This is a genomic window from Rhizobium sp. 10PS4, assembly GCF_032464805.1.
Lineage (GTDB): Bacteria > Pseudomonadota > Alphaproteobacteria > Rhizobiales > Rhizobiaceae > Rhizobium > Rhizobium laguerreae.
In genome coordinates this window covers 1-20,755 of the sequence record NZ_JAWDIW010000020.1, presented here as the reverse complement: position 1 = coordinate 20,755, position 20,755 = coordinate 1, and the positions used below count along the sequence as shown (strand labels likewise).

Genomic DNA, 20,755 nt, shown 5'->3' with positions numbered 1-20,755 from the left:
GCGAGATGGCGACCGACACCGCCGTAGATTTCAGGGTCGAGCGAAGGCCGAAACTCTCCGAAGGCGTCGTTTCGGCCATCCGCGCTCAGGTCGTGTCCGGAGTATACGCGCCCGGCCAAAAGCTGCCGACGGAGACCCGGATGGGCGAACTCTTCGGCGTCAGCCGCACCGTTGTCCGTGAGGCGATTGCAACCCTTGCCGCCGACGGCCTCGTCGAGGCGCGGCAAGGCGCCGGCGTCTTCGTCAAAAACCATCCGACGATTGCCTTCGGTTCGATCAGCGGCGATGTCGGCAACAAGGTTTCCCATGCGCTCAACATTATCGAGGTGCGCATGGGGCTGGAAATCGAGAGCGCGGGGCTTGCGGCGCTACGGCGCAATGCGGCCCAGGAAGCGCAGATTCAGGAAGCATTCTTCGAATTCGACCGGCTGCTCAAGCGCGGCGAAGCAACCGGCAAGAGCGACTTCGCTTTCCACCGAGAAATCGCGGCTGCCACCAATAATTCATATTATGTCGAAGTTCTCGATGCGCTTGGCATGCGGGCCATCCCCTGCGACGTCGCCTCGCCCTGGGGTACGGACAGCACGCTGTCGCGTAACTATCAGGAAGGCCTGCAGCGCGAGCATCTGGCGATTTTGAAGGCGATTTCCGCCGGGGACGCAGAAGCCGCCCGCGCCGCCATGCGCGCCCATCTGGCGGCAAGCCAGGAGCGCTATCGCACCCTTCTCAGCGGTCAGCAGGCCAAGTGGATGTCAAGCATTCTTAAACGCAAGACCTGAAGAAGCTCGCGCGGCGACAAAAATCAACGGTTTAAATCCGCATGCCGGGGATGGCGAGCGGATTGTCCGACAGCACCGCACGATCGGGCATATCGATGCGCGGCTTGCCGAGGAAGGCGTCGAAGAGATCCTTCACGAAGGCTTCCGGTAGATCCCGGGTGATCAGCACCATGCGCGTGCGCCGGTCTTCCCCCGGCCAGGCGGGAAGCCGCACCGGCGGATGAAAGATGCTCTGCACCCCATGCAGCACCAGCGGCCGATCCGGGCGGTCGGAAACGGACACGATCGCCTTCATCCTCAGCAGCTTCTCGCCATGGGCCGAACGCAGAAGATCGATGAACATATCGAGTGCCATTGGATCGATCGGCTTTTCCTCGATAATCGAGAAAGAGCGGATCGAGGCATCGTGACGGTTGACGTCATGTGGATCCTGGTGCGCATGATCATGATGGTGATGATGACCATGACCGTGATGCGCCTCGTGTGCATCCTCGTCCTGCAGCCAGCGGCCGACATCGGCGATCTTCGTCGCCGGATCGTAGAGCCCGTTGACCAGCACCGCGGCACTGCCCGCTTCGGCGCTGTCGGCATCCATCATCGTCGCACGCGGATTGAGCGCCCGCAGCCGCTTTTCCAACCCCTCCGTTGCCTCGGCCATCGCCTTTTTCGAGACGATCAGCCGGTCGGCGACCGCCGCCTGCTTGCGCGCTTCCTCGTGATTGCCGAGCGTCTGCAGCCCATTCACCGCGTCCACGACGGTGACGACGCCGTCGAGCTCGAAATTGGTGGCAATGACGGGATTGCCCATGATCGCCTGCATGACCGGTGCAGGATCGGCAAGGCCCGTCGTCTCGATGACGACGCGCTTGACCGGCTTGACGCGGCCCGTCTGCACGGCGTCCATCAGGTTCGCCAGCGTATCGACAAGCTCGCCGCGCACGGTGCAGCAGAGGCAGCCATCGGACAGCTCGATGATCGAATCGCCGGAACTTTCGACCAGAAGATGATCGATGCCGACATCGCCGAATTCGTTAATGATGACGGCCGCATCCTTCATCACGGGATCTTTGAGGATGCGGTTGAGCAGCGTCGATTTGCCGGCGCCGAGAAAGCCGGTCAGGATGGTGACCGGAATCCTGTCGTTGAGCGCGCTCATGTCATTTTACCTTAAAGCTTAGAAGGATGTCGGGCGCGGCATCGGCACCGGCACGTTGGCGATCGCTCCCGCGGTATCGCCCCGCGCCATTTTTTCCGGCTGCGCGGCCGGCTGCGGATCCTGGCCCGGAATGAGGCCGGCAAAGACGAATTGCGGATCGTGATCCATCGGCTGGATATAGGGTGACAGCACCTTCATGCGGCCGACCTCGTCGCGCGTTTCGCTGCGCACCTTGGCGCCCTTGGCGCTGCAGATATCGGCACTGATGTCGGTAACCTGGTCCTGTCCCGACCCGTAGGGTCTCAGCGAACCCAATGTGTCGTTGCTGGCAGGCTGGGTGGTGAAACCCTTCTGCAAAAGGTTGGCCGTCGCATCGGCGCGCGCTGCAAGGCTATCGGTGCCGAGCACGACGGAGATCAGCGTGCGGCCGTTGCGCGTCGCCGAACCGATCTGGTTGAAGCCCGAGGCGCAGATGAAGCCGGTCTTCATGCCGTCCGCGCCGGCGAAACGGCCGATCAGCATGTTGAGGTTCGGCACGTTCTGCTGGCCGGTGGTAAAACCTTCCAGCGAGAAATAACCGGTATATTGCGGAAAATCGCGGCGCAGCGCCACCGTCAGCACCGCCAGGTCGCGTGCCGTCGTATACTGGCCCTTGCCGGGCAAGCCGTTCGGATTGACGAAGTGCGAATCCGTCATGCCGAGCTTCAGCGCCTCGCCATTCATCCGCGTCACGAAGCCTTCCTGCGTGCCGCCGATGGCTTCGGCAACCGCGACCGACACATCGTTGGCCGACTTCACCAGCAGGATCTTCAATGCGCTGTCGAGCGTCAGCTTCTGGCCCGGCTTGAAATACATTTTGGCGGCCGGCTGCGCGGCGGCGCGTTTGCTGATGACGACGGGCGTATCGAGGCTGATCTGACCGGCGCGGATTGCGTCGAACACGGTATAGACCGTCATCAGTTTGGTCAGCGAGGCCGGATACCATTTGCGGAAGGCTTCTTCATGCTCGAGCACGCGGCCGGTCTGCACATCGACGAGAATGTGCGGATTGGCCTGGGCGAGCGGAACCGAGGCCAGAAAAACGGCAGTCGCCGCTGACACGAAAGAAAGCGGCCGCAAGGCAGCAAACAAACAGAAGTGGCTCGTCGACACGGTTCGTCCTTAGGATATCAGGAAAATCTCGAAATCTTCCCCTATTTAGCCTATATGGCTATGACATGGCAAAGGTCATTGACTAAGTAATTTCCACAGCCTCACACCCTTGTGATGCGATGAAAGATTGTCGAGATTTCATAACAGGAACGCCGATATGCCGATATTGAACAGAGCCGCGGAGTTGCAGGACGAGGTCGCCGAATGGCGCCGCCATATTCATGCCCGGCCAGAACTCCTCTTCGCGGTGGAAAATACGGCTGCCTTCGTCGCCGAAAAACTCAAGGAATTCGGCGTCGACGAGATCGTCACCGGCATCGGCCGCACCGGTGTCGTCGGCCTGATCAAGGGCAAGGGCGAAGGCCGCCGCACGGTCGGCCTGCGCGCCGACATGGACGCCCTGCCGCTCACCGAAATCACCGGCAAGCCCTGGGCTTCGAAGACGCCGGGCAAGATGCATGCCTGCGGCCATGACGGCCACACCGCCATGCTGCTCGGCGCCGCGAAATACCTGGCCGAGACTCGCAACTTCAACGGCAATGTCGCCGTCATCTTCCAGCCCGCCGAAGAAGGCGGCGGCGGCGGCAATCTGATGGTCAAGGACGGCATGATGGAGCGCTTCGATATCGAAGAGGTCTACGGCATGCACAATCTGCCGGGCCTGCCTGTCGGCCAGTTCGCTACCCGCAAAGGCGCCATCATGGCGGCGACCGACGAATTCACCGTCACCATCAAGGGCCGTGGCGGCCACGCCGCCCAGCCGCATAAGACCATCGACCCGATCGCCATCGGCGCCCAGATCATCGCCAACCTGCAGATGATCGCCTCGCGCACCGCCGATCCGCTGCGCTCGGTCGTCGTCTCGGTGACCAAGTTCAATGCCGGTTTCGCCCATAACGTCATTCCGAACGACGCGACCTTCGCCGGTACGGTTCGCACCCTCGACCCCGAGGTGCGCACGCTCGCCGAAACCCGGTTCCGGCAAATCATCGAGGGCCTGGTCGCGGCTCACGGCGCCGAGGCCGAAATCAGCTTCCATCGCAACTATCCCGTCACCGTCAACCACCCCGACGAGACCGAACATGCGGTCGCCACCGCCAGCGCCATTGCCGGCGAAGGCAACGTCAACGCCGAGATCGATCCGATGATGGGCGGCGAGGATTTCTCCTACATGCTGAACGCCCGCCCCGGTGCCTTCATCTTCATCGGCAACGGCGACAGCGCCGGCCTCCACAACCCGGCCTACGACTTTAACGACGAAGCCATCGCCCACGGCATCTCCTATTGGGTCCGCCTTGCCGAACAGCGCCTCGGTCTCTAGCTACAATTAAGGCTTGGCTTCCCGCCAAGCCTTTTGTATGCATGGCGTGCAAGTGGTCCCGTAGCTCAGCAGGATAGAGCACCAGATTCCTAATCTGGGGGTCGCGCGTTCGAATCGCGCCGGGATCACCAGTCAATCGGATGGTTATCTCCCTTGAGAGGACGCACGTTCCTGCAGACATGCAAGAACGCAATAATGATGTCATGAGAAACCGGCTTTGATCGGTAATAGCGAGGCCAAGTGTCGCGCTGAGGCCGCACGACCGAGTTCTTGGGACGAAGAAATTGGCGATCGATTAGACTCGTTCAACTGGCTAGTTTTTCAACATCGGCGTCGATCCACGGTCAGTTCGCTCAAAATGGACGATCGCGTCTCAGCGCAGACCGCCCCACCGAAAAAGCACTCGGGCCAGAACCACTGGATCAGGACGATCAACGGAATATTTGCGCAATCAGTGTCGAGCCGGGCGCAAATCTGCGCACATCGGAGCACGTTATCGTAAAGTGGATACAACCACCATAGCGAATTAACCACCCTAAATTGAAAGCAGTCTCTGCGATAGCCGCGCCAGCGTAAGCGGTCATGGTCCAGCCATGCGAAGCCTTCGGCACGGCTGCCTCGGTATATCAACCCATAAGAATGGCACGCTTCTTGCCTTGCTTAGTGTAGGGCCGAGCAAAACATGCTCGGCGGAAGCCCGCAAATGCCCACAAAAGGCGGACGAATTCCCGGGCATCGAGAATAGGCCGGTCGACGGCCAGGAGCAGATGACAACATATTCGATCGTTCTAGGACGCGAACGCCATGTCTTTCAGGATCTGAAATCGGTATTGGCTTGCGCTTCGCCGCTGAAATCGGGTGACGTGCTGGCCGGGATCGCAGCGTCCAGCAACGAGCGGCGGGTGGCCGCCCGCTACCTGCTCGCGGATATGCCTCTCAAAACTTTCCTGGAAGACCTCGTCATTCCATATGAGACCGACGAGGTCAGTCGGCTGATCGTCGACCGCCATGACTGGATGGCATTCGCACCGGTATCTCATATGACGGTCGGTGAGTTTCGCGATTGGCTTCTCTCTTATGATGCGACCTCCGAAAAACTGCTTGCCATCGCATCGGGCCTCACCCCCGAAATGGTCGCGGCGGTCTCCAAGATCATGCGCAACCATGATCTGATCACCGTCGCCGGCAAATGCCGGGTGGTCACTGCCTTTCGCTCCACGATCGGTCTGCCCGGCCGACTATCGAGCCGTCTTCAGCCCAATCATCCCACCGATGATCCTGAAGGCGTCGCCGGCTCGACGCTCGATGGACTTCTCTATGGGATCGGCGATGCGGTGATCGGCATCAACCCGGCGACCGACAATCTTGAGGCCTGCACAAGATTGATGGTTCTTTTCGACCGGCTGCGCCAACGGTTCGAGATCCCGACCCAATCCTGCGTGTTGACCCATGTTACCACGTCAATCAAGGCAATCGAGGCCGGCGCGCCGCTCGATCTGGTGTTCCAGTCAATCGCCGGCTCGGAGGCTGCCAACAAGGGTTTCGGCGTCGATCTCGCCGTCCTCAGGGAAGGCCAGCAGGCAGCACTTTCCATGAAGCGCGGCACGGTCGGAAACAATGTCATGTATCTGGAGACCGGCCAGGGCAGCGCGCTCTCGGCGGACGCCCATCACGGTGTTGACGAACAGACGATCGAGACGCGGGCCTATGCCGTTGCACGTGAACTCAATCCGCTGCTCGTCAATACGGTGGTCGGCTTCATTGGCCCCGAATATCTTTTCGACGCCAAGCAAATTATCCGCGCCGGGCTCGAAGATCACTTCTGCGGCAAACTGCTTGGCGTGCCGATGGGGGTCGACGTCTGCTACACGAACCATGCGGAAGCAGACCAGGACGATATGGACAATCTGATGGTGTTGCTGACTGTCGCGGGCGTCAGTTTTCTCATCGCGGTGCCCGGCGCCGATGACGTCATGCTCAATTATCAGAGCCTTTCCTACCACGATATTGTCGGCCTCAGGCACCAGTTCAATCGTCCTCCCGCCCCGGAATTCGAAGCCTGGCTTCATCGTATGGGCATGCTTGACCACACGGGTCGCCTTGCACCGGCCAGCGCCTCGGGCACTTTCTCTCGCAATCTCTTGAGCTACAGGGCATCGGCATGAGTTCCATCGAACGAGATCCATTTGCGCGGTTCCGCAACGCCACACGCGCCCGGATTGGGCTTGGCAGGGCGGGCGACGCCTTGCCGACATCGGCAATTCTCGATTTCCAGCTTGCCCATGCCCGGGCGCGGGATGCCGTGCATGGTCAAGTGGATTTTGTCGCCCTTGCCAAGGAACTTGCGCCCGTGGCCACGGTCCATATCCGGTCTCGCGCCAAAGACCGCACGATCTATCTGGCACGTCCGGATCTCGGCCGTCGGACCCATGCAGCCGACCTGCCAGGCCCAGGCGATCGCTATGACATCGCCTTCATCATCGCAGATGGGCTTTCGGCCTCGGCGGTCGAGCACCATGCGGTGCCGTTGTTCAAGGCATGCATGAAGCGTCTTGGGGACTTCAGTGTCGCCCCGGTGATATTGGGCGAGCAGGCGCGCGTGGCATTTGGTGATGAAGCGGCGGCGGCGTTTGGTGCGGAAGTTGCCATCGTGCTGATCGGCGAGAGACCGGGGCTAAGCGTGCCTGACAGTCTCGGCGCCTACATCACGTTCCGCCCGCAATCGGGACGGCGTGACAGCGAGCGCAACTGTATTTCGAATATTCATGCCGACGGGCTCAGCTACGAGGTCGCAGCGGACAAGATCGTTTGGATTGTCCGGGAGGCGCTTCGTTTGCAACTGACCGGTGTCGATCTCAAGGAAAATGCCGAAGGCGCCATAGAAGCGCTGCCACACCAAGAAGCATAAAAGTTCAATCTACAAAAAAGGGGAACAATCATGTCAAATTCTCAACCGACGCTCGCCAAGAGCCTGACCGGGCTGCACTTATGGGGGCTTGCCGTCGGCCTCGTCATCTCGGGCGAATATTTCGGCTGGAGCTATGGCTGGGCGGCCGCCGGCACTCTCGGCTTCTTGATCACCACGATCCTGATCGCCGTGATGTACACCACCTTTATCTTTTCCTTCACGGAATTGACGACGGCCATTCCGCATGCCGGCGGCCCTTTTGCATATGCGCTCAGGGCTTTCGGCCCACTCGGCGGCTTCGTTGCGGGCTTTGCGACATTGGTTGAATTCGTCTTCGCCCCTCCGGCCATCGCGCTCGCCATCGGCGCCTATCTCAATGTGCAGTTCCCGGGGCTCGATCCGAAAATGGCGGCTGTCGGCGCCTATATCATTTTCATGGCGCTCAATATCGTCGGAGTTACCATCGCGGCAACCTTCGAACTCCTTATCACCATTCTGGCGATCGCCGAACTGCTGATCTTTATGGGTGTCGTCGCGCCGGGCTTCTCTTTTGCCAATTTCGCGGCCAATGGCTGGGCTGGCGCCCCTGAATTCTCGGTCGGTGCCATTGGAGGCATCTTTGCCGCCATTCCATTTGCCATCTGGTTTTTCCTGGCGATCGAAGGCGCGGCGATGGCGGCTGAGGAGACCAAGAACCCCACCCGCACCGTTCCCATTGCCTATATTGCGGGTATTCTGACACTCGTCTTCCTCGCCTTCGGCACCATGATCTTCGCCGGTGGCGTCGGCGACTGGCGTGCGCTGTCCAACATCAACGATCCGCTACCGCAGGCGATGAAGGCGGTCGTGGGCGAATCCTCCGGTTGGCTGCATATGCTGGTCTGGATCGGCCTGTTCGGCCTGATTGCTTCCTTTCACGGCATCATCATGGGCTATTCCAGGCAGATTTTTGCGCTGGGCCGCGCCGGCTACCTCCCGGAAGCCCTCGCAAAAATCCACCCGAAATTCCGCACGCCTTATCTCGCAGTCCTTGCAGGTGGCGCCGTCGGCATCGCAGCCATCTTTTCCGACAGCCTGATCCAGATCGGCGGCTTGCCGCTGACCGCCAATATTGTCACCATGTCGGTGTTCGGCGCGATCATCATGTACATCGTCTCGATGGCGTCGCTGTTTAAACTGCGTCAGGCCGAACCTGAACTCGCCCGACCCTTCAGGGCCTGGGGTTATCCCGTGGTGCCAGCCATTGCCCTCGGACTCGCCCTCGTCGCGCTGGCGGCGATGATCTACTACAACTTCATGATCTTTGTGATCTTCCTCGCGATGGGCGGGGTGGCATTCGGCATTTGGCGTTTGCTTTCAGGTGGCATCATCAAGGAAGCGGCAGCGTCCACGTAACAAGGCTCTCTGGCCCGATCACCGGGAAGGCGACGCACGAACCGGTTCCGATTAATGTCGACGGCCCCGCCACAGTGTGGCGGGGTCATTTCAACACAAAGCTGACTGATATCATTACGTTCCGGGGCCAATGCCACGTTCGCCACCGGTTCACCGCACCTGACGATGGACGCGCCGTGTCCTCGTGACCCGCCGCACCCCCAATCCCAGCAACGCCGCCACGAGCCAACCTCCGACAAAGCCGATCGAGCCCCAGACAAGACCCGCAAAGCTGACGGGGACGCCGGGCACGAAGTCGCGCCAGGTATTGGCGAAAACGACGTCATCGGCATTTCCCAGCAGTACAAAGGGCTTGGCGACGGGTGCCGCGGTGCCGAGGCGGAGCTGCTGCGACAGCAGCGTTTCGTAGCGCGTGATTGTGCTCTGCATCGAGACGCCACGGTCGCGCAGGAAATCGTCGGGTGATTGGGTATAGGCGCTTAGCGCCTGCTGGCGATCGAGATGGTGCTCGGTGGCTTGGCGGTTGAAATCCTCGACGATGACGCGCAATTCGTCGATCGCGCCGCCGATCCGCTGGCGGTATTGCTGCGCAAATTCCGGCGCCTGCGAAAAAACCGTGCCGCCGGCAAGCCCGGCCACAATGGCGATGATCCTTGCAATCAGTCCCATGATCCCATCAGTCCCATTGGTGCCTCCGGCTATCCCCCAGCGCTAACGATCCGGCGCGCCAAAGGTTTCTGCCGTCGACATCGGTAACCCGATGTGATTGAACCAGCGTCACTTCCGGCGAGTTGATGCCATGACCAACTCAGAAGGAGAGGCTTGTCATGAAACAGATTATCCTTGCCTGCACGCTCGCCGCTTCCGCAATGCCGTCCCAGGCGGCAAGTGACGATCACCACGGATGACGCGCGTTCCAATTATCGCCATTCGGACAGGCCCAATTATCGCCCTCACATGAGGGCGCGCCACGTCTCCCGCGATTGCTTCACCAAGTGGAAAAGATCCGCCGCCACGGCCACACGATCGTCAAGGAAACCCGGATCTGCCGATAAGGCAAATCCAATCAGGAAAAGCCCGGCCGATCCTCCCCAGTCGGGCTTTTCATCTGATTTCGCCCTGATCGCACCGACGAGGAACTTCGCCATATCAGCTGCGTTTATCGCGAAACAGGAGTATTCGCCATGCGTATCAAGATGACTCTTTTGGCAATCGCCTATGTCGCCGTCAGCGCCGTGCTGCTCGCCATCGCCTACCAGCCGCAGGGATCGGGCGCCGCGCAGAAAACGGATCGTCTGGCCGGCTCGTCCTTCCTCGTCGAACGCTTCGCCGGTTGATCAGCTAAGCGCCGGCTGATAGGCGACGACGTGGAAATAGTCCTCGTCCGGCAGGGTCTGGCCCTGGGAGCGGCCAGCCTTCTCGTTAATGCGTACCATCGAGCGAGGATCCGCCGAGCAGAATCCGGTTCTGCACCGCATGCACGCCCTCAACCGCCTTGGCGACCGCGGTTGCCCGTTCGATTTCGCCAACCGTGCCGACGGTGCCGCTCAGCACGATCTGGTCGTTCTCCATCGTCACCTCAACATCGGAGGCATCGATGCCGCCGGCGATCGCCAGCGCATTGGCAACGGCCGCTTCGACCGACGCACGATTGGCGATCTCTATTTCCATCTCGGGTTCGAGCCCGTGAAATGTCTGCTCCTTGAAAACCATGATCCGTTCCTCCGTGAAAACCTCGTAGGAAACGCTGATCGGCGGAGTTTGGTTCAGCACCGCTACCACTGCACGCGATAGCGGAGATTGACGCTGCCCGCCTCACCCCCTGAAAATGGATTGCTGACTGAGGCATCGAGATTGAGGTTCGGCAGAATGGCCTGGCTGACCCCCACCGTGCTCGAGAAGTCGCCGCTCGCATTGCTGACGCCTGTCCCTGCCGAAAGCGCGGTTCCCGTCCAGGGATGAATCAGCTTCAGCGCCTGCGATGCCGTCACCGAAGCCTGCCGGGCCTCGACCGCGTCATATTGCACGCTGATGGATCGGCTCGATTGCATGTCGAGCGAATCGGAGAGGATCCAGCTGCGCGAGCGGCTGAGGGTTAGCGCGCCGCTGCCGCGCAGCGTATCGACGCTGACGCTGGCACCCCGCTCTGACCGGCCTGCCGGGGTAACGCTCGTTCTGGTGATCCTGCCCCAAAGCATTGCCTGTTCGGAATCGGGCAGCAGCGCTCCGCCTTTGGTCGAGGCCAGCGCGATGTCGGCGCCAGCGCTGGTTTCCCATTCCGCCGGCAGGCGAAAACCCACGGTCGCCTTGTAGGACCGGTCCGAAAGCTTGGCCGGCGACCAGATCAGCAAGTCGTCCGCCTTCGCTGCGGCTGTGAGCGAGGGTAGGATGGCGAAAAAGATGCATGCTAATTTGAATGTCGTCATGAAGTTCAGAACGTTTTGACCTGTCACAGGGCTGCGGCGCGGAGTGGACGCAGCAGCGCATATGAAAGCGTTCGCGACGAACGCAATGAGGGATCACGGCCAAGCCGTCCATCCCGGTTTCATCCTCGATTTAATGTATGGCTCAAAGGCCGGCGGCACCGAGTGCCTGTTCTTCGATGGACGCCACAGCGCCCCGACTTGCCATGCGACCGTGACCGGCCGCGGCGGAGCGATTCCGTCAGCAATGTTATAAGGATCACATCCGGCGGCCGCTCTGTAAACCCCTCAAGGGTTGAAATCTGCTGCACCGCACACTTGCCGCCCCCTCCAAAGCCTAGTAGAGCCTGAGCCTACGAGAGAAATTTTCGCGAAATACCACATGATAACCGGCAAAAGCGCGCCGCGGCGCCTCAGCATCTTCGGTTCGACGGGTTCGATCGGCCAGAATACACTCAATGTCGTCGATCACCTGGGCGGACGGGAGAACTTCGAAATCTCCGTGTTGACAGGCAACAGCAATGTCGAATTGCTGGCTCGACAGGCGAAATTATCCGGCGCGCGGCTGGCAGTGACGGCAAATGACCGCCATTACGAATCACTGAAGAGCGCACTTTCCGGCACCGGCATCGCGGTCGCCTCGGGAAAATCCGGCCTGATGGAAGCCGCCGACCGCGAGGCCGACTGGGTCATGGCGGCCATCGTCGGCACTGCGGGTCTGGCGCCGACCCTTGCCGCCGCCCGCCGCGGCGCCGATATCGCCCTTGCCAACAAGGAATGCCTGGTATCGGCCGGCGATCTCTTCATCGCAGCGATCCGGGCGGGCGGTGGCAGACTGCTTCCGGTCGACAGCGAGCACAACGCGATTTTCCAGGTGCTGGAAGAGAACCAGCGCCACGCCGTCGAGCGGGTCATCCTGACGGCGTCGGGCGGCCCCTTCCGCACCGCCTCGCTGCGTGACATGGCGGATGTGACGGTGGAAACCGCGCGCGCCCACCCGAACTGGTCGATGGGCTTGAAGATCTCGATCGACAGCGCCTCGATGTTCAACAAGGCGCTGGAGATGATCGAAGCCCGACACCTTTTCAGCCTCAGACCCGAACAGATCGAGGTCATTTTCCATCCGCAATCGATCATCCACTCCATGGTCGGCTATTCCGATGGGTCGGTGCTGGCGCAGCTCGGCGCGCCGGATATGCGCACCGCCATCGGTTATGCCCTGTCCTTTCCGCACCGGCCGAACCTGCCGGTCGAGCGGCTGGATTTCGCCAAGCTCGCCAGGCTGGATTTCGAGGCACCGGATGAGGTGCGGTTTCCAGCGCTGCGGCTCGCGCGCCTGGCGATGACGCGCGGCGGTGTTCAGGGCGCGGTGCTGAACGGCGCCAAGGAAGTGGCGCTCGAAGCCTTCATCGAAGGGCGGCTCTCCTTCCTCGCCATGGCCGAGGTCACCGAAAGGGTCATGGACGATCTGGCCGGCCTGCCGCCGGCTGCCGCCATGGACGATGTCTTCGCCGCCGACAGGGAAGCCCGGCAAAGGGCGGCGGAGCTCATGACACTAGCGATCGCCGAGTGAAGTACAGGAAGGGCCGATCGCCGAGTGGTCGCCGGCCTGTGATCCTGACCGTCGCGATTAGCGCAACCGGTTCCCACCCTCGTCGAACAACCGGCAATCCGACGGTTCAAACAGCAGGCTCACCTGCTCGCCCGCCGCGATACTGATGGGTGAGCGATGCTCGACGGTCAGCGACTGGCCATCGGCAAGCTGGCAATAGAGATATTGCGTTCCCCCGAGATATTCCGAAAAATCGACCTTGGCCGTCAGGCTGCCCGATTGGTCGGAGGCCACCTTCAGATGCTCCGGCCGCAGGCCGAGCGTCACCGCGCCACCAACCGGCTTGTCCGCCGGCGGCAGGCCGCTTTCGATCTGCCGGCCGGCGACTTCGACCAGGCCTCCCTCACCCCAGCGGGCATTGAGCAGGTTCATCCTCGGCGAGCCGATGAAGCCCGCCACGAAGGTATTCGAGGGATTCTCGTAGATTTCCCGCGGCGTTCCCGCCTGTTCGACGCGGCCGTCGCGCAGCACGACGATCTTGTCGGCGAGCGTCATCGCCTCCGTCTGGTCGTGCGTGACATAGATCATCGTGTTGCCGAGTTCGCGGTGGAGGCGGGCGATCTCGATGCGCATCGAAACGCGCAGTTCCGCATCGAGATTGGACAGCGGCTCGTCGAACAGGAAGACGTCGGGCTTGCGCACGATCGCCCGGCCGATCGCCACACGCTGCCGCTGGCCGCCGGAAAGCTGTCCCGGCCGCCGGTCGAGAAGATGGTCGATCTTCAGGATCGCGGAAGCGGCCTTGACGCGCGTCTCGATCTCCGCAGCATTCGTGCGCGCCATCTTCAAGCCGAAGGCCAGGTTGTCGCGCACGCTCATATGCGGATAGAGCGCGTAGGACTGGAAGACCATGGCGATGCCGCGCTCGGATGGATCGAGATCGGTGACGATACGCCCCTTGATCTCGACCTCCCCGTCGGTCACGTCTTCCAGGCCGGCGATCATGCGCAGAAGCGTCGATTTTCCGCAGCCGGAAGGGCCGACGAAGACGACGAATTCGCCCTCCGCGATCGTCAGGTCGATCCCGTGGACCACCTGCAGATTGCCATAGCTTTTTCGCACGTCCTGGAGCACGACGCTCTTGTTACCCATACCGTTCGTCATCCCCAAAAAGACCTATCTGTCCGACTGGACCCAGACGAGCATCTCTCCGGGTGCGCGGTTGTCCCAGAGATGGTAGGGCACGAAACGCGCGGTGGCGACCTGCCTTTCGGCCGGCGCCTTGCGGTAGAGCGCTGTTCCCCAATTCGATGTTTCCTCGCGCTCGACCTTGAGATCGAGGGCGATGGCATCATTGAGATCCTTCAGCACGACGGTTTCGGCTGTGGAGAGCTCACGCGGCAGGACGATGGCATTGAGGTCTTCGCCATTGTCCGTTGTTTCCAGACAATAGACCAGCGGGCCGCGCATCAATGCGACGCGGCCGGCGTCCTGGCGCACCTTTGGGTTGGCATATTGCGGCCGAAGTGCCAGCGGCAGGTAGAGGGCGACACGATCGCCCGCGGCCCACTCACGATCGATCCTGGCATATCCGTCGTGCATATTGGCGTTGAGATCGAGCATCTCTCCATTAACGCTGAGGGTTGCACCTTCAGCCCAGTCCGGAATGCGCAGCGACAGCGCAAACCGCGCCGGTTTTTCCAGCCTGGTCGTAAAGGCGACAGCACCGTCCCACGGATAGTTGGTGGTCTGCCCGAGCTCCACCTCGGCGCCGTTGGCAAGCTTCAGCCTTGCGGTGCTCTCGCCATAGAGGTGCACGGCAATCTCATTATCCGAAACGGCGTACATGTAGGAGCCGATCGAGGTCACCAGCCGGGCGAGGTTGGGCGGGCAGCAGGGGCAATGGTGCCACTTCCACCGGTGGTGCTTGCCGGCACTTTCGAGCGGATTGTCGTAGAAGAATGTCTTGCCGTCGGTCGAAAGCCCCGGCAGCGCGCCATTGTAAAGCGCCTGCTCCATGATGTCGGCATAGCGCCGATCCGGACCGCGGCCGAGCATGCGGCTTGCCCAGAACACCAGGCCGACCGAGGCGCAGGTCTCCGCATAGGCGGTATCATTCGGCAGATCGAAATAATCGGTGAAACCTTCGTTGGACGCCGCCGGCCCGATACCGCCGGTGATATACATCTGCTTGGTCGTCAGATCGTCCCAAAGCGTTTCCAGAGCAGCCGTCAGGCTGTCGTCCTTGTATTCGGTGGCGATGTCGGCCATGCCCGAATAGAGGTACATGGCGCGCACGGCGTGGCCGACGACCTTTGTCTGCGCGCGCACCGGCTGGTGCGCCTGCGCATATTCATAGGTTTTCTGGTGGTACTCGGAGACGTCGCGCCCATCGCGGCTTGCCTCGGCGGTGAAGAAATGCGGTTCGGTGCCGCGTTCGTCGATGAAGTATTTCGATAGGTCGAGATATTTCTTCTCATCCGTCACGCGGGCGAGCTTGACCAGCGCGAGCTCGACTTCCTCATGGCCGCAATAGCCTGATATCTGACCTTCGCCATGACCGAAAATCTTGATCATGTAATCGGCATAGCGGCACATGATGTCGAGCAGCTTGCGTTTGCCGGTCGCCTGATAGTAGGCGACCGCGGCTTCCATCAGATGGCCGGCGCAATAGAGTTCGTGATGGTCGCGCAGATTGGTCCAGCGGCGGTTCGGCTCGACGCGCTGGAACCAGGCGTTCAGATAGCCGTCCTCGTCCTGCAGCTTCTCATACATGTCGATGATCTCGTCAGCCCGCGCCTCGAGCTTCGGGTTTGGCCGGCGATAGAGCGAATAGGCGATCGTCTCGATCGATTTCCCGAGGTCGGAATCCCAAAACATCTGCGTCGTGCCGCCCCATGGCTGAATGGGAATGACGACCCCGGGGCTCGGCTGGCCGACGTCGATCGCCTTGAGCATGCCGGCCTCGACGCAGCGGTCGAGCAGGGTCTCGGCAGTGGAATTGCAGACGGCATCCTGCCATTTGCCCCAGAATCCACCGAGCTCCACATCGGGAACGGCGACGGGACGAAACTGGCGGTCATTGCTTGGTTTGTTCATGGGTTCCACTTTCTCTAAGATCATTTCACCGCGCCGGCCATCAACCCGCGCATGTAGTAGCGTTGCAGGAGCAGGAAGACGATCAGGCAAGGGATCGTCATGACGACGACACCGGCCTGGACCGCTCCCCAATTGATGGCGCCGAGCCGTCCGGCGCGAACCGCCGTCATCAGCACCGGCAGGGTGTATTTCTCATTGCTGGAGAGCAGCACGAGTGCTGCGAGAAACTCGTTCCAGGCATTGAGGAAGGCAAAGATCGCGACCGTCGCGACACCGGGAAGCACCAACGGCAGAAGAACCCGGACCAAGAGCCTGAGGTCGCGCGCGCCGTCGATGCGCGCGGCCTCTTCGATCTCCTTCGGCACGGCATCGAAGGCGTTGCGCATCATGAACACCGAGAAGGGCAGTTGCAGCGTCACATAGACGAGCGTCAGCCCAAGCAGCGAATTGTTGAGGCCGAGCTTTGCAAGGATGATGAAGAGCGGCGTCAGGATCGATTGGAACGGGATCATCAGCGTCGCGATGATCAGCACGAAGAGCGCGTTCTTCATCGGGAATCGATACCGCGAGAAGCCGTAGCCGGCGAGCAGGCTGACGGCGACGGTCAGCACAACGGTGGCGACCGAAACGAACAGCGAATTGATCATGTGCCGCCAGATGCCGGCGCCGAACGTGTCGAGCAGCGCGTAGGAATCGATGCTGACGCCGGAGGTCGGCCACGGCGGCAAGGGTGGCAGGCTGGCCTCCGTGCCATGCCGGAAGGACGACAACAGCGTGATCACGAAGGGGGCGAGAAAGAAGATCGAGATAGCGATGCCGGTCAGATGATAGGCCGACTTCGTCCGGACCTTGCGTGCGCGGCGTTCCCTTGACGTGGTCATGGACGCTCCTCCCCGACACGAAGCAGCCAGAGCTGCACGATGCTGATCGCCACCAGGATGGCGAGAAGCACGATCGAGAGTGCTGCGCCATAACCGAGATTGAACGACACGAAGGACTGATTGAAAATGTAGTAGACTACCGAGATCATTTTGTTCTGCGGACCGCCTGACGTCATGATGTAGAACTGGTCGAAGGCAAGGATCGAACCGGTGACGGAGACGATCAGCGCCAGAGCGATCGTCTTGCGCATCAGCGGCAGCGTCAGATGCCGGAAACGCTGCCAGCGGCCGGCGCCGTCGATGCGGGCGGCCTCCGTCAGCTCCGACGGAATAGCCTGAAGCCCGGTCAGGAGAATGATCATCGTGAACCCGGCGATCTTCCAGACGACCATCACCACGATCGTCAGAAAGGCGGTGTCGAAGGTCGCGAGAAGATTGGGGCTCTTTTCGACGAGGCCGAGCGCCTTCAAGGCCGGGCCGATGAAGCCGCTATCGACATTGGCGAGCCAGACCCACAGCAGCGAGGCGGTCGCAAGGCCGACCACGACGGGCAGGAAGATGATCGTCCGGTAGGCGCCGACGAACTGCCGCTCCTTTTCGACGAAGATTGCCAGCGGAAAGGCGATCGCGAAGATCGCGATGGTGACGATCACGGTGTAATAGGCCGTGAAATTCAGCGCCGTCATGAAACGGGTATCGTTGGCCATGCGGAAATAATTGTTGAAGCCGATCCAGCGCGAAGCCCCCATCAGCGGCCAGTTATGCAGGCTCATCCATCCGGTGAAGAGAACCGGCATGATGAAGAAGACGATGACCAGCGCCATGGCCGGCGCGATGTAGACGAAGCCGCGCCAGTTCGATCGGCCCCGTCGCCTGCGCCGAGGCAATAGAATTTCTGAACCGGAACCGGTCATCAAAACGCTCCGCATCTGTCGAGTGGGATTGGCCGGGAAGCTGCCACCGCTCCCCGGCCGCGGCCGAGGGAGAGTTTACTGGCCGCTATCGATGATCGATTGCATTTCCGATTGCGCACTCGAAAACGCGCCGTCGACGTCGTCGCCGAAGATCGCGGCGTTGGTAAAGCTGGCCCATGGCCCGTTGGCGCTGTTGATCAGGTCGTTGAACTGCAGCGTATAGGGTGTCTTGGCGACGCCAATCGCCTTCAGGCCGACCTGCATGCGTGGATCGAGGCCCTCAAGCACCTTGTCGGCGATATCGCCGCGCGTCGGCAGGCTGCCATACTTCGCCATGATCTTCTGGCCGTCCATCGAATACACATATTCGAGGAACTCCTTCACCGCGTCGATCTTCTTCGTGCCCTTGGTGATGACGAAGTTGTCGCCGCCGGCAAAGGACGAAGGCTTCCCGTCGACGCCAGGAATGAGGGTCACGCCAAAGTTGATATCGGGATGCTCGGTCACCAGCGTGCCGATGGCAAAGGCGCCAAGGCTCTGCTGGCCGATCTTGCCGTTGGTGAAGGTCAGGAAGTTCGCGCCGTTGTCGCTGGCGGCTCCCGCCGGCACGAGGTCCTTCTTGATCATGTTGCGGTAGATATCGACGGCCTTGCGCATCTGAGGCGTATCGAGAGTCGCCGTCTTGCTGTCGGCCGACAGGATATCCGCGCCCGCACCCCAGACCAGCGGCGTGAAGGTGAAGATCATGCAGCCGCCGCAGCCGCCGCCGGAGAAATAGAAGCCGTAGGTATCGTCACCCAGCGCCCGGATCTTCTCGGCATTGGCGGTAATTTCGTCCCAATTCGCCGGTGCCTTTTCCGGGTCGAGACCGGCCTTCTTGTAGAGATCCTTGTTCCAGGCAAAGACGGAGGTCTCGACTGAAAGCGGCAGGCCGTAAATCCGATCCTGATAGGTGCCGAGGCGAACATGCGATGGCGAAAGCGAGTTGAAATAGGGCAGAGACTTTGCCCAGTCCGTCAGGTCTTCCAGCTGGCCGGCCGCGGCAAAGGCAGGGTTATAGATGAGATCCATCGACAGCGCGTCCGGCGCCTGTCCGCCGGCGATCGCCGTCGCATATTTCTGCACGAGTTCGGAGAACGGCACCTCGGTCATCACGACCTTGTTCTCGTGACCGGAATTATACGCCTCGACGACCTTCTTGAAGGCGTCGCCGATCCCCGAGCGAACCCACATTTCGACATTTTCGGCAGCCGACGCGGCCGACACCAGACATAAGGTAGCGATGCTGGTCGCCGCCAAAAGACGCTTGATCATGACACTCCTCCCGATATGGCGCATCTCCTCGCGCCTTTGCTCATTCTCTTGTTCTCATCCCCGGGGGCTTTACCCCCCGCATGACTGCCGGACGATCAGCCGGCACGGCAATTTCCTCACTCCCGGTTCGACAGGCCGTCCTTCCGCAAGCGCGAGCACCGTCAAACCGGCTTGCCGCCCGAGTTCCTTCAGTTCCATGTCCACCGTCGTCAGCGGCGGCCGCGTCTGGGCCGCGACAATCTCCCAATTGTCGAAGCCGATGACCGAGACGTCCTGCGGCACCTTGACGCCGCGCTCGCGCAACGCATCCACCGCGCCGCGGGCGATCTGGTCATTGCCGCAGAAGAGCGCATCCGGTTTTTCTCCCGGTCTCTTCCAAAGCTGCTCGACCGCCTCATGCCCCCAGCTTTCCGACCAGACGCCGTAGAGCACCGGCTCGCGGTGACCGGCCACCTCGTGATAGGCGCCGGCACGCTCCCGCACCGAGAAGAACTCCTCCGGCCCGGTGATGTGCGCAATCCGCCGCCGTCCGATCTTCACGAGCCATTCCACCGCCAGTCTCGCACCCTGTTCGTCGTCCGACCGGAAGGTGACACTGTTCTGCGCCCCCTCCGTAAATGCGTAGACGACAGGCACATGCAAATTCGACAGATCGACAGGCAGGCGCCGATCCAGGCGTTTTCCAGTTGCGATGATGCCGTCGACCTGTTTGTCCAGCATCGCATCGACATGGATCTGGGCGAGCGCCGGATCGTCTTCGATGGCGCACAGGAAGACCGAAACGCCGTGATCGACGAGAGCATCCGAGATACCCGCCATGACAGGCAGCGTGAAACGGCCGTAAGTATCGTTCGTCAGCAGCCCGATGGTGAAGCTGCGCTTGCTGAGAAGACCTCTCGCCAGCGCGTTCGGCCGGTATCCGATCTCGGCGGCTATCCGTTTCACCCGTTCGCGCGTTTCCGACCCCATCCGACCCGTATCATTGAGAGCCTTCGACGCCGTCGAGATGCTCACCGCGGCAGCCGCCGCCACCTCGTGGATGGTGATCCTGCCTCTTTTTCCTCCCGATATGTTCAGAACGTCCTCCTTCTGAAGTGATCTGAGAAAAGCTTTTACCAATCTCTATGTCAAGTGAGAAAAGGTTTTCTCACGCGACCCCAAGGCTCGGATCGTCAACGCAGTTTGCGGGAGGGGCAAGCGCGGGGAAAGATCGATGCGCATCGGTCAGGCCGATTGCGATGTGCCATCGGTGTTGAGACCAAGCGTGGAGCGGATGATCTTGGACGGGCAAGGGAGGTCTGCTGCGGCGTCTTGCGGGAGCAAGACCGATCGCTGTCAGAGCCTCCAGTGGAGGCCCTGAATTACGGTTCGAACCGAGCGATCATCGAAAAATCAGGCGACGTGTCTTGCGAGCGCGCAACGCGACCAGAGCGAATGCAGCGCCTCGACCAGATGGGCGATATCGGCGTCGGAATGCAGCGGCGTCGGCGTGATGCGCAGGCGCTCCGTCTTCTTCGGCACTGTCGGATAGTTGATCGGCTGAACGTAGACGCCGCAATTGTCGAGCAGCAGATCGGAGATCCACTTGCACTTGGCCGCATCGCCGACCAGCACCGGCACGATATGGCTCGGATTGGGCATATGCGGAATGCCACGCTGGTCGAGCAGTGCTCTCAGCTTGCGGACACGGTCCTGATGGCGGGCGCGCTCGAACTGGCTGACCTTCAGATGCTGGATCGAGGCAACCGCGCCGGCAGCAAGTGCCGGCGGCAGCGCCGTGGTGAAGATGAAGCCGGAGGCAAACGAGCGGATGAAATCGCAAAGCGCCGTCGAAGCGGCGATATAGCCGCCCATCACCCCG

The 20,755-nt window shown here is 61.2% G+C and carries 18 protein-coding genes, 1 tRNA gene and 2 pseudogenes; 9 read left to right on the top strand and 12 right to left on the bottom strand.

Annotation, left to right across the window (positions count from 1 at the left end; genetic code table 11):
* Positions 1–5: 5 nt before the first annotated feature.
* The gene (locus tag RWJ89_RS30555) at positions 6–779 is read left to right on the top strand and encodes a FadR/GntR family transcriptional regulator (RefSeq protein WP_131663259.1); all 774 of its coding nucleotides are present in this window, start codon (positions 6–8) and stop codon (positions 777–779) included.
* Positions 780–810: 31 nt separating this feature from the next.
* Here RWJ89_RS30555 and RWJ89_RS30550 read toward each other — a convergent pair whose 3' ends face one another.
* On the bottom strand, positions 811–1,935 hold the full coding sequence (locus RWJ89_RS30550) for a CobW family GTP-binding protein (RefSeq protein ID WP_168284979.1): 1,125 nt from the start codon (positions 1,933–1,935) through the stop codon (positions 811–813).
* An 18-nt stretch (positions 1,936–1,953) separates the two neighbouring features.
* Positions 1,954–3,087: a D-alanyl-D-alanine carboxypeptidase family protein gene (locus tag RWJ89_RS30545; protein WP_316031920.1), complete on the bottom strand. Its 1,134-nt coding sequence runs from the start codon at positions 3,085–3,087 to the stop codon at positions 1,954–1,956.
* A 157-nt stretch (positions 3,088–3,244) separates the two neighbouring features.
* Between RWJ89_RS30545 and RWJ89_RS30540 the strand changes: the two genes are divergently transcribed.
* From RWJ89_RS30540 to eat, 5 genes are all read left to right on the top strand, one after another.
* A complete protein-coding gene (locus tag RWJ89_RS30540) occupies positions 3,245–4,408 on the top strand; it encodes a M20 aminoacylase family protein (protein ID WP_131619931.1) in 1,164 nt (387 codons plus the stop codon).
* Between the two features lie 54 nt (positions 4,409–4,462).
* Positions 4,463–4,539 (top strand) — tRNA-Arg (locus tag RWJ89_RS30535).
* Positions 4,540–5,175: 636 nt separating this feature from the next.
* Positions 5,176–6,573, top strand: coding sequence for an ethanolamine ammonia-lyase subunit EutB (locus tag RWJ89_RS30530; protein WP_316031919.1), 1,398 nt, complete (start codon positions 5,176–5,178; stop codon positions 6,571–6,573).
* A complete protein-coding gene (eutC, locus tag RWJ89_RS30525; RefSeq protein WP_168284981.1) occupies positions 6,570–7,316 on the top strand; it encodes an ethanolamine ammonia-lyase subunit EutC in 747 nt (248 codons plus the stop codon). The genes RWJ89_RS30530 and eutC overlap by 4 nt, the downstream gene beginning before the upstream one ends.
* Before the next feature lie 30 nt (positions 7,317–7,346).
* On the top strand, positions 7,347–8,711 hold the full coding sequence (gene eat, locus RWJ89_RS30520; protein ID WP_168284982.1) for an ethanolamine permease: 1,365 nt from the start codon (positions 7,347–7,349) through the stop codon (positions 8,709–8,711).
* A 150-nt stretch (positions 8,712–8,861) separates the two neighbouring features.
* Here the strand turns inward: eat and RWJ89_RS30515 are convergent, their stop codons facing one another.
* Complete coding sequence (locus RWJ89_RS30515; protein ID WP_168284983.1) at positions 8,862–9,380, bottom strand: DUF2937 family protein; 519 nt, start codon at positions 9,378–9,380, stop codon at positions 8,862–8,864.
* Positions 9,381–9,538: 158 nt separating this feature from the next.
* Between RWJ89_RS30515 and RWJ89_RS30510 the strand changes: the two are divergent.
* Together RWJ89_RS30510 and RWJ89_RS30505 are read left to right on the top strand one after the other, a co-directional pair.
* Positions 9,539–9,766 (top strand): annotated as a pseudogene (locus RWJ89_RS30510) (hypothetical protein).
* A gap of 129 nt (positions 9,767–9,895) precedes the next feature.
* The gene (locus tag RWJ89_RS30505; protein WP_020051933.1) at positions 9,896–10,048 is read left to right on the top strand and encodes a hypothetical protein; all 153 of its coding nucleotides are present in this window, start codon (positions 9,896–9,898) and stop codon (positions 10,046–10,048) included.
* Between the two features lie 85 nt (positions 10,049–10,133).
* Here RWJ89_RS30505 and RWJ89_RS30500 read toward each other — a convergent pair whose 3' ends face one another.
* Positions 10,134–10,424 (bottom strand): BON domain-containing protein, encoded by a 291-nt coding sequence (locus RWJ89_RS30500; RefSeq protein WP_026265482.1) that lies wholly within the window; start codon positions 10,422–10,424, stop codon positions 10,134–10,136.
* 62 nt (positions 10,425–10,486) lie between these two features.
* Positions 10,487–11,198 (bottom strand): annotated as a pseudogene (locus RWJ89_RS30495) (hypothetical protein).
* A gap of 318 nt (positions 11,199–11,516) precedes the next feature.
* Here RWJ89_RS30495 and dxr point away from each other — a divergent pair.
* Positions 11,517–12,707, top strand: a complete 1,191-nt coding sequence (gene dxr, locus RWJ89_RS30490; protein ID WP_168284984.1) for a 1-deoxy-D-xylulose-5-phosphate reductoisomerase — start codon at positions 11,517–11,519, stop codon at positions 12,705–12,707.
* Positions 12,708–12,764: 57 nt separating this feature from the next.
* On the opposite strand, the gene RWJ89_RS30485 is transcribed toward dxr, so the two are convergent.
* From RWJ89_RS30485 to RWJ89_RS30455, 7 genes are all read right to left on the bottom strand, one after another.
* Complete coding sequence (locus RWJ89_RS30485; RefSeq protein WP_206116970.1) at positions 12,765–13,838, bottom strand: ABC transporter ATP-binding protein; 1,074 nt, start codon at positions 13,836–13,838, stop codon at positions 12,765–12,767.
* 24 nt (positions 13,839–13,862) lie between these two features.
* On the bottom strand, positions 13,863–15,785 hold the full coding sequence (locus RWJ89_RS30480; RefSeq protein WP_316031918.1) for a glycoside hydrolase family 127 protein: 1,923 nt from the start codon (positions 15,783–15,785) through the stop codon (positions 13,863–13,865).
* A 20-nt stretch (positions 15,786–15,805) separates the two neighbouring features.
* Complete coding sequence (locus RWJ89_RS30475; RefSeq protein WP_221947893.1) at positions 15,806–16,666, bottom strand: carbohydrate ABC transporter permease; 861 nt, start codon at positions 16,664–16,666, stop codon at positions 15,806–15,808.
* Entirely contained in the window at positions 16,663–17,580 is a 918-nt protein-coding gene (locus RWJ89_RS30470; protein WP_222000696.1) for a carbohydrate ABC transporter permease, read from the bottom strand. Before RWJ89_RS30470 ends, RWJ89_RS30475 begins: the two co-directional genes overlap by 4 nt.
* A 75-nt stretch (positions 17,581–17,655) precedes the next feature.
* On the bottom strand, positions 17,656–18,894 hold the full coding sequence (locus RWJ89_RS30465) for an ABC transporter substrate-binding protein (protein WP_017962338.1): 1,239 nt from the start codon (positions 18,892–18,894) through the stop codon (positions 17,656–17,658).
* A gap of 69 nt (positions 18,895–18,963) precedes the next feature.
* Positions 18,964–19,926: a LacI family DNA-binding transcriptional regulator gene (locus RWJ89_RS30460; protein ID WP_168344750.1), complete on the bottom strand. Its 963-nt coding sequence runs from the start codon at positions 19,924–19,926 to the stop codon at positions 18,964–18,966.
* 360 nt (positions 19,927–20,286) lie between these two features.
* A partial coding sequence (locus RWJ89_RS30455) for an aminotransferase class I/II-fold pyridoxal phosphate-dependent enzyme (protein ID WP_316031849.1) occupies positions 20,287–20,755 on the bottom strand: 469 nt, incomplete at its 5' end.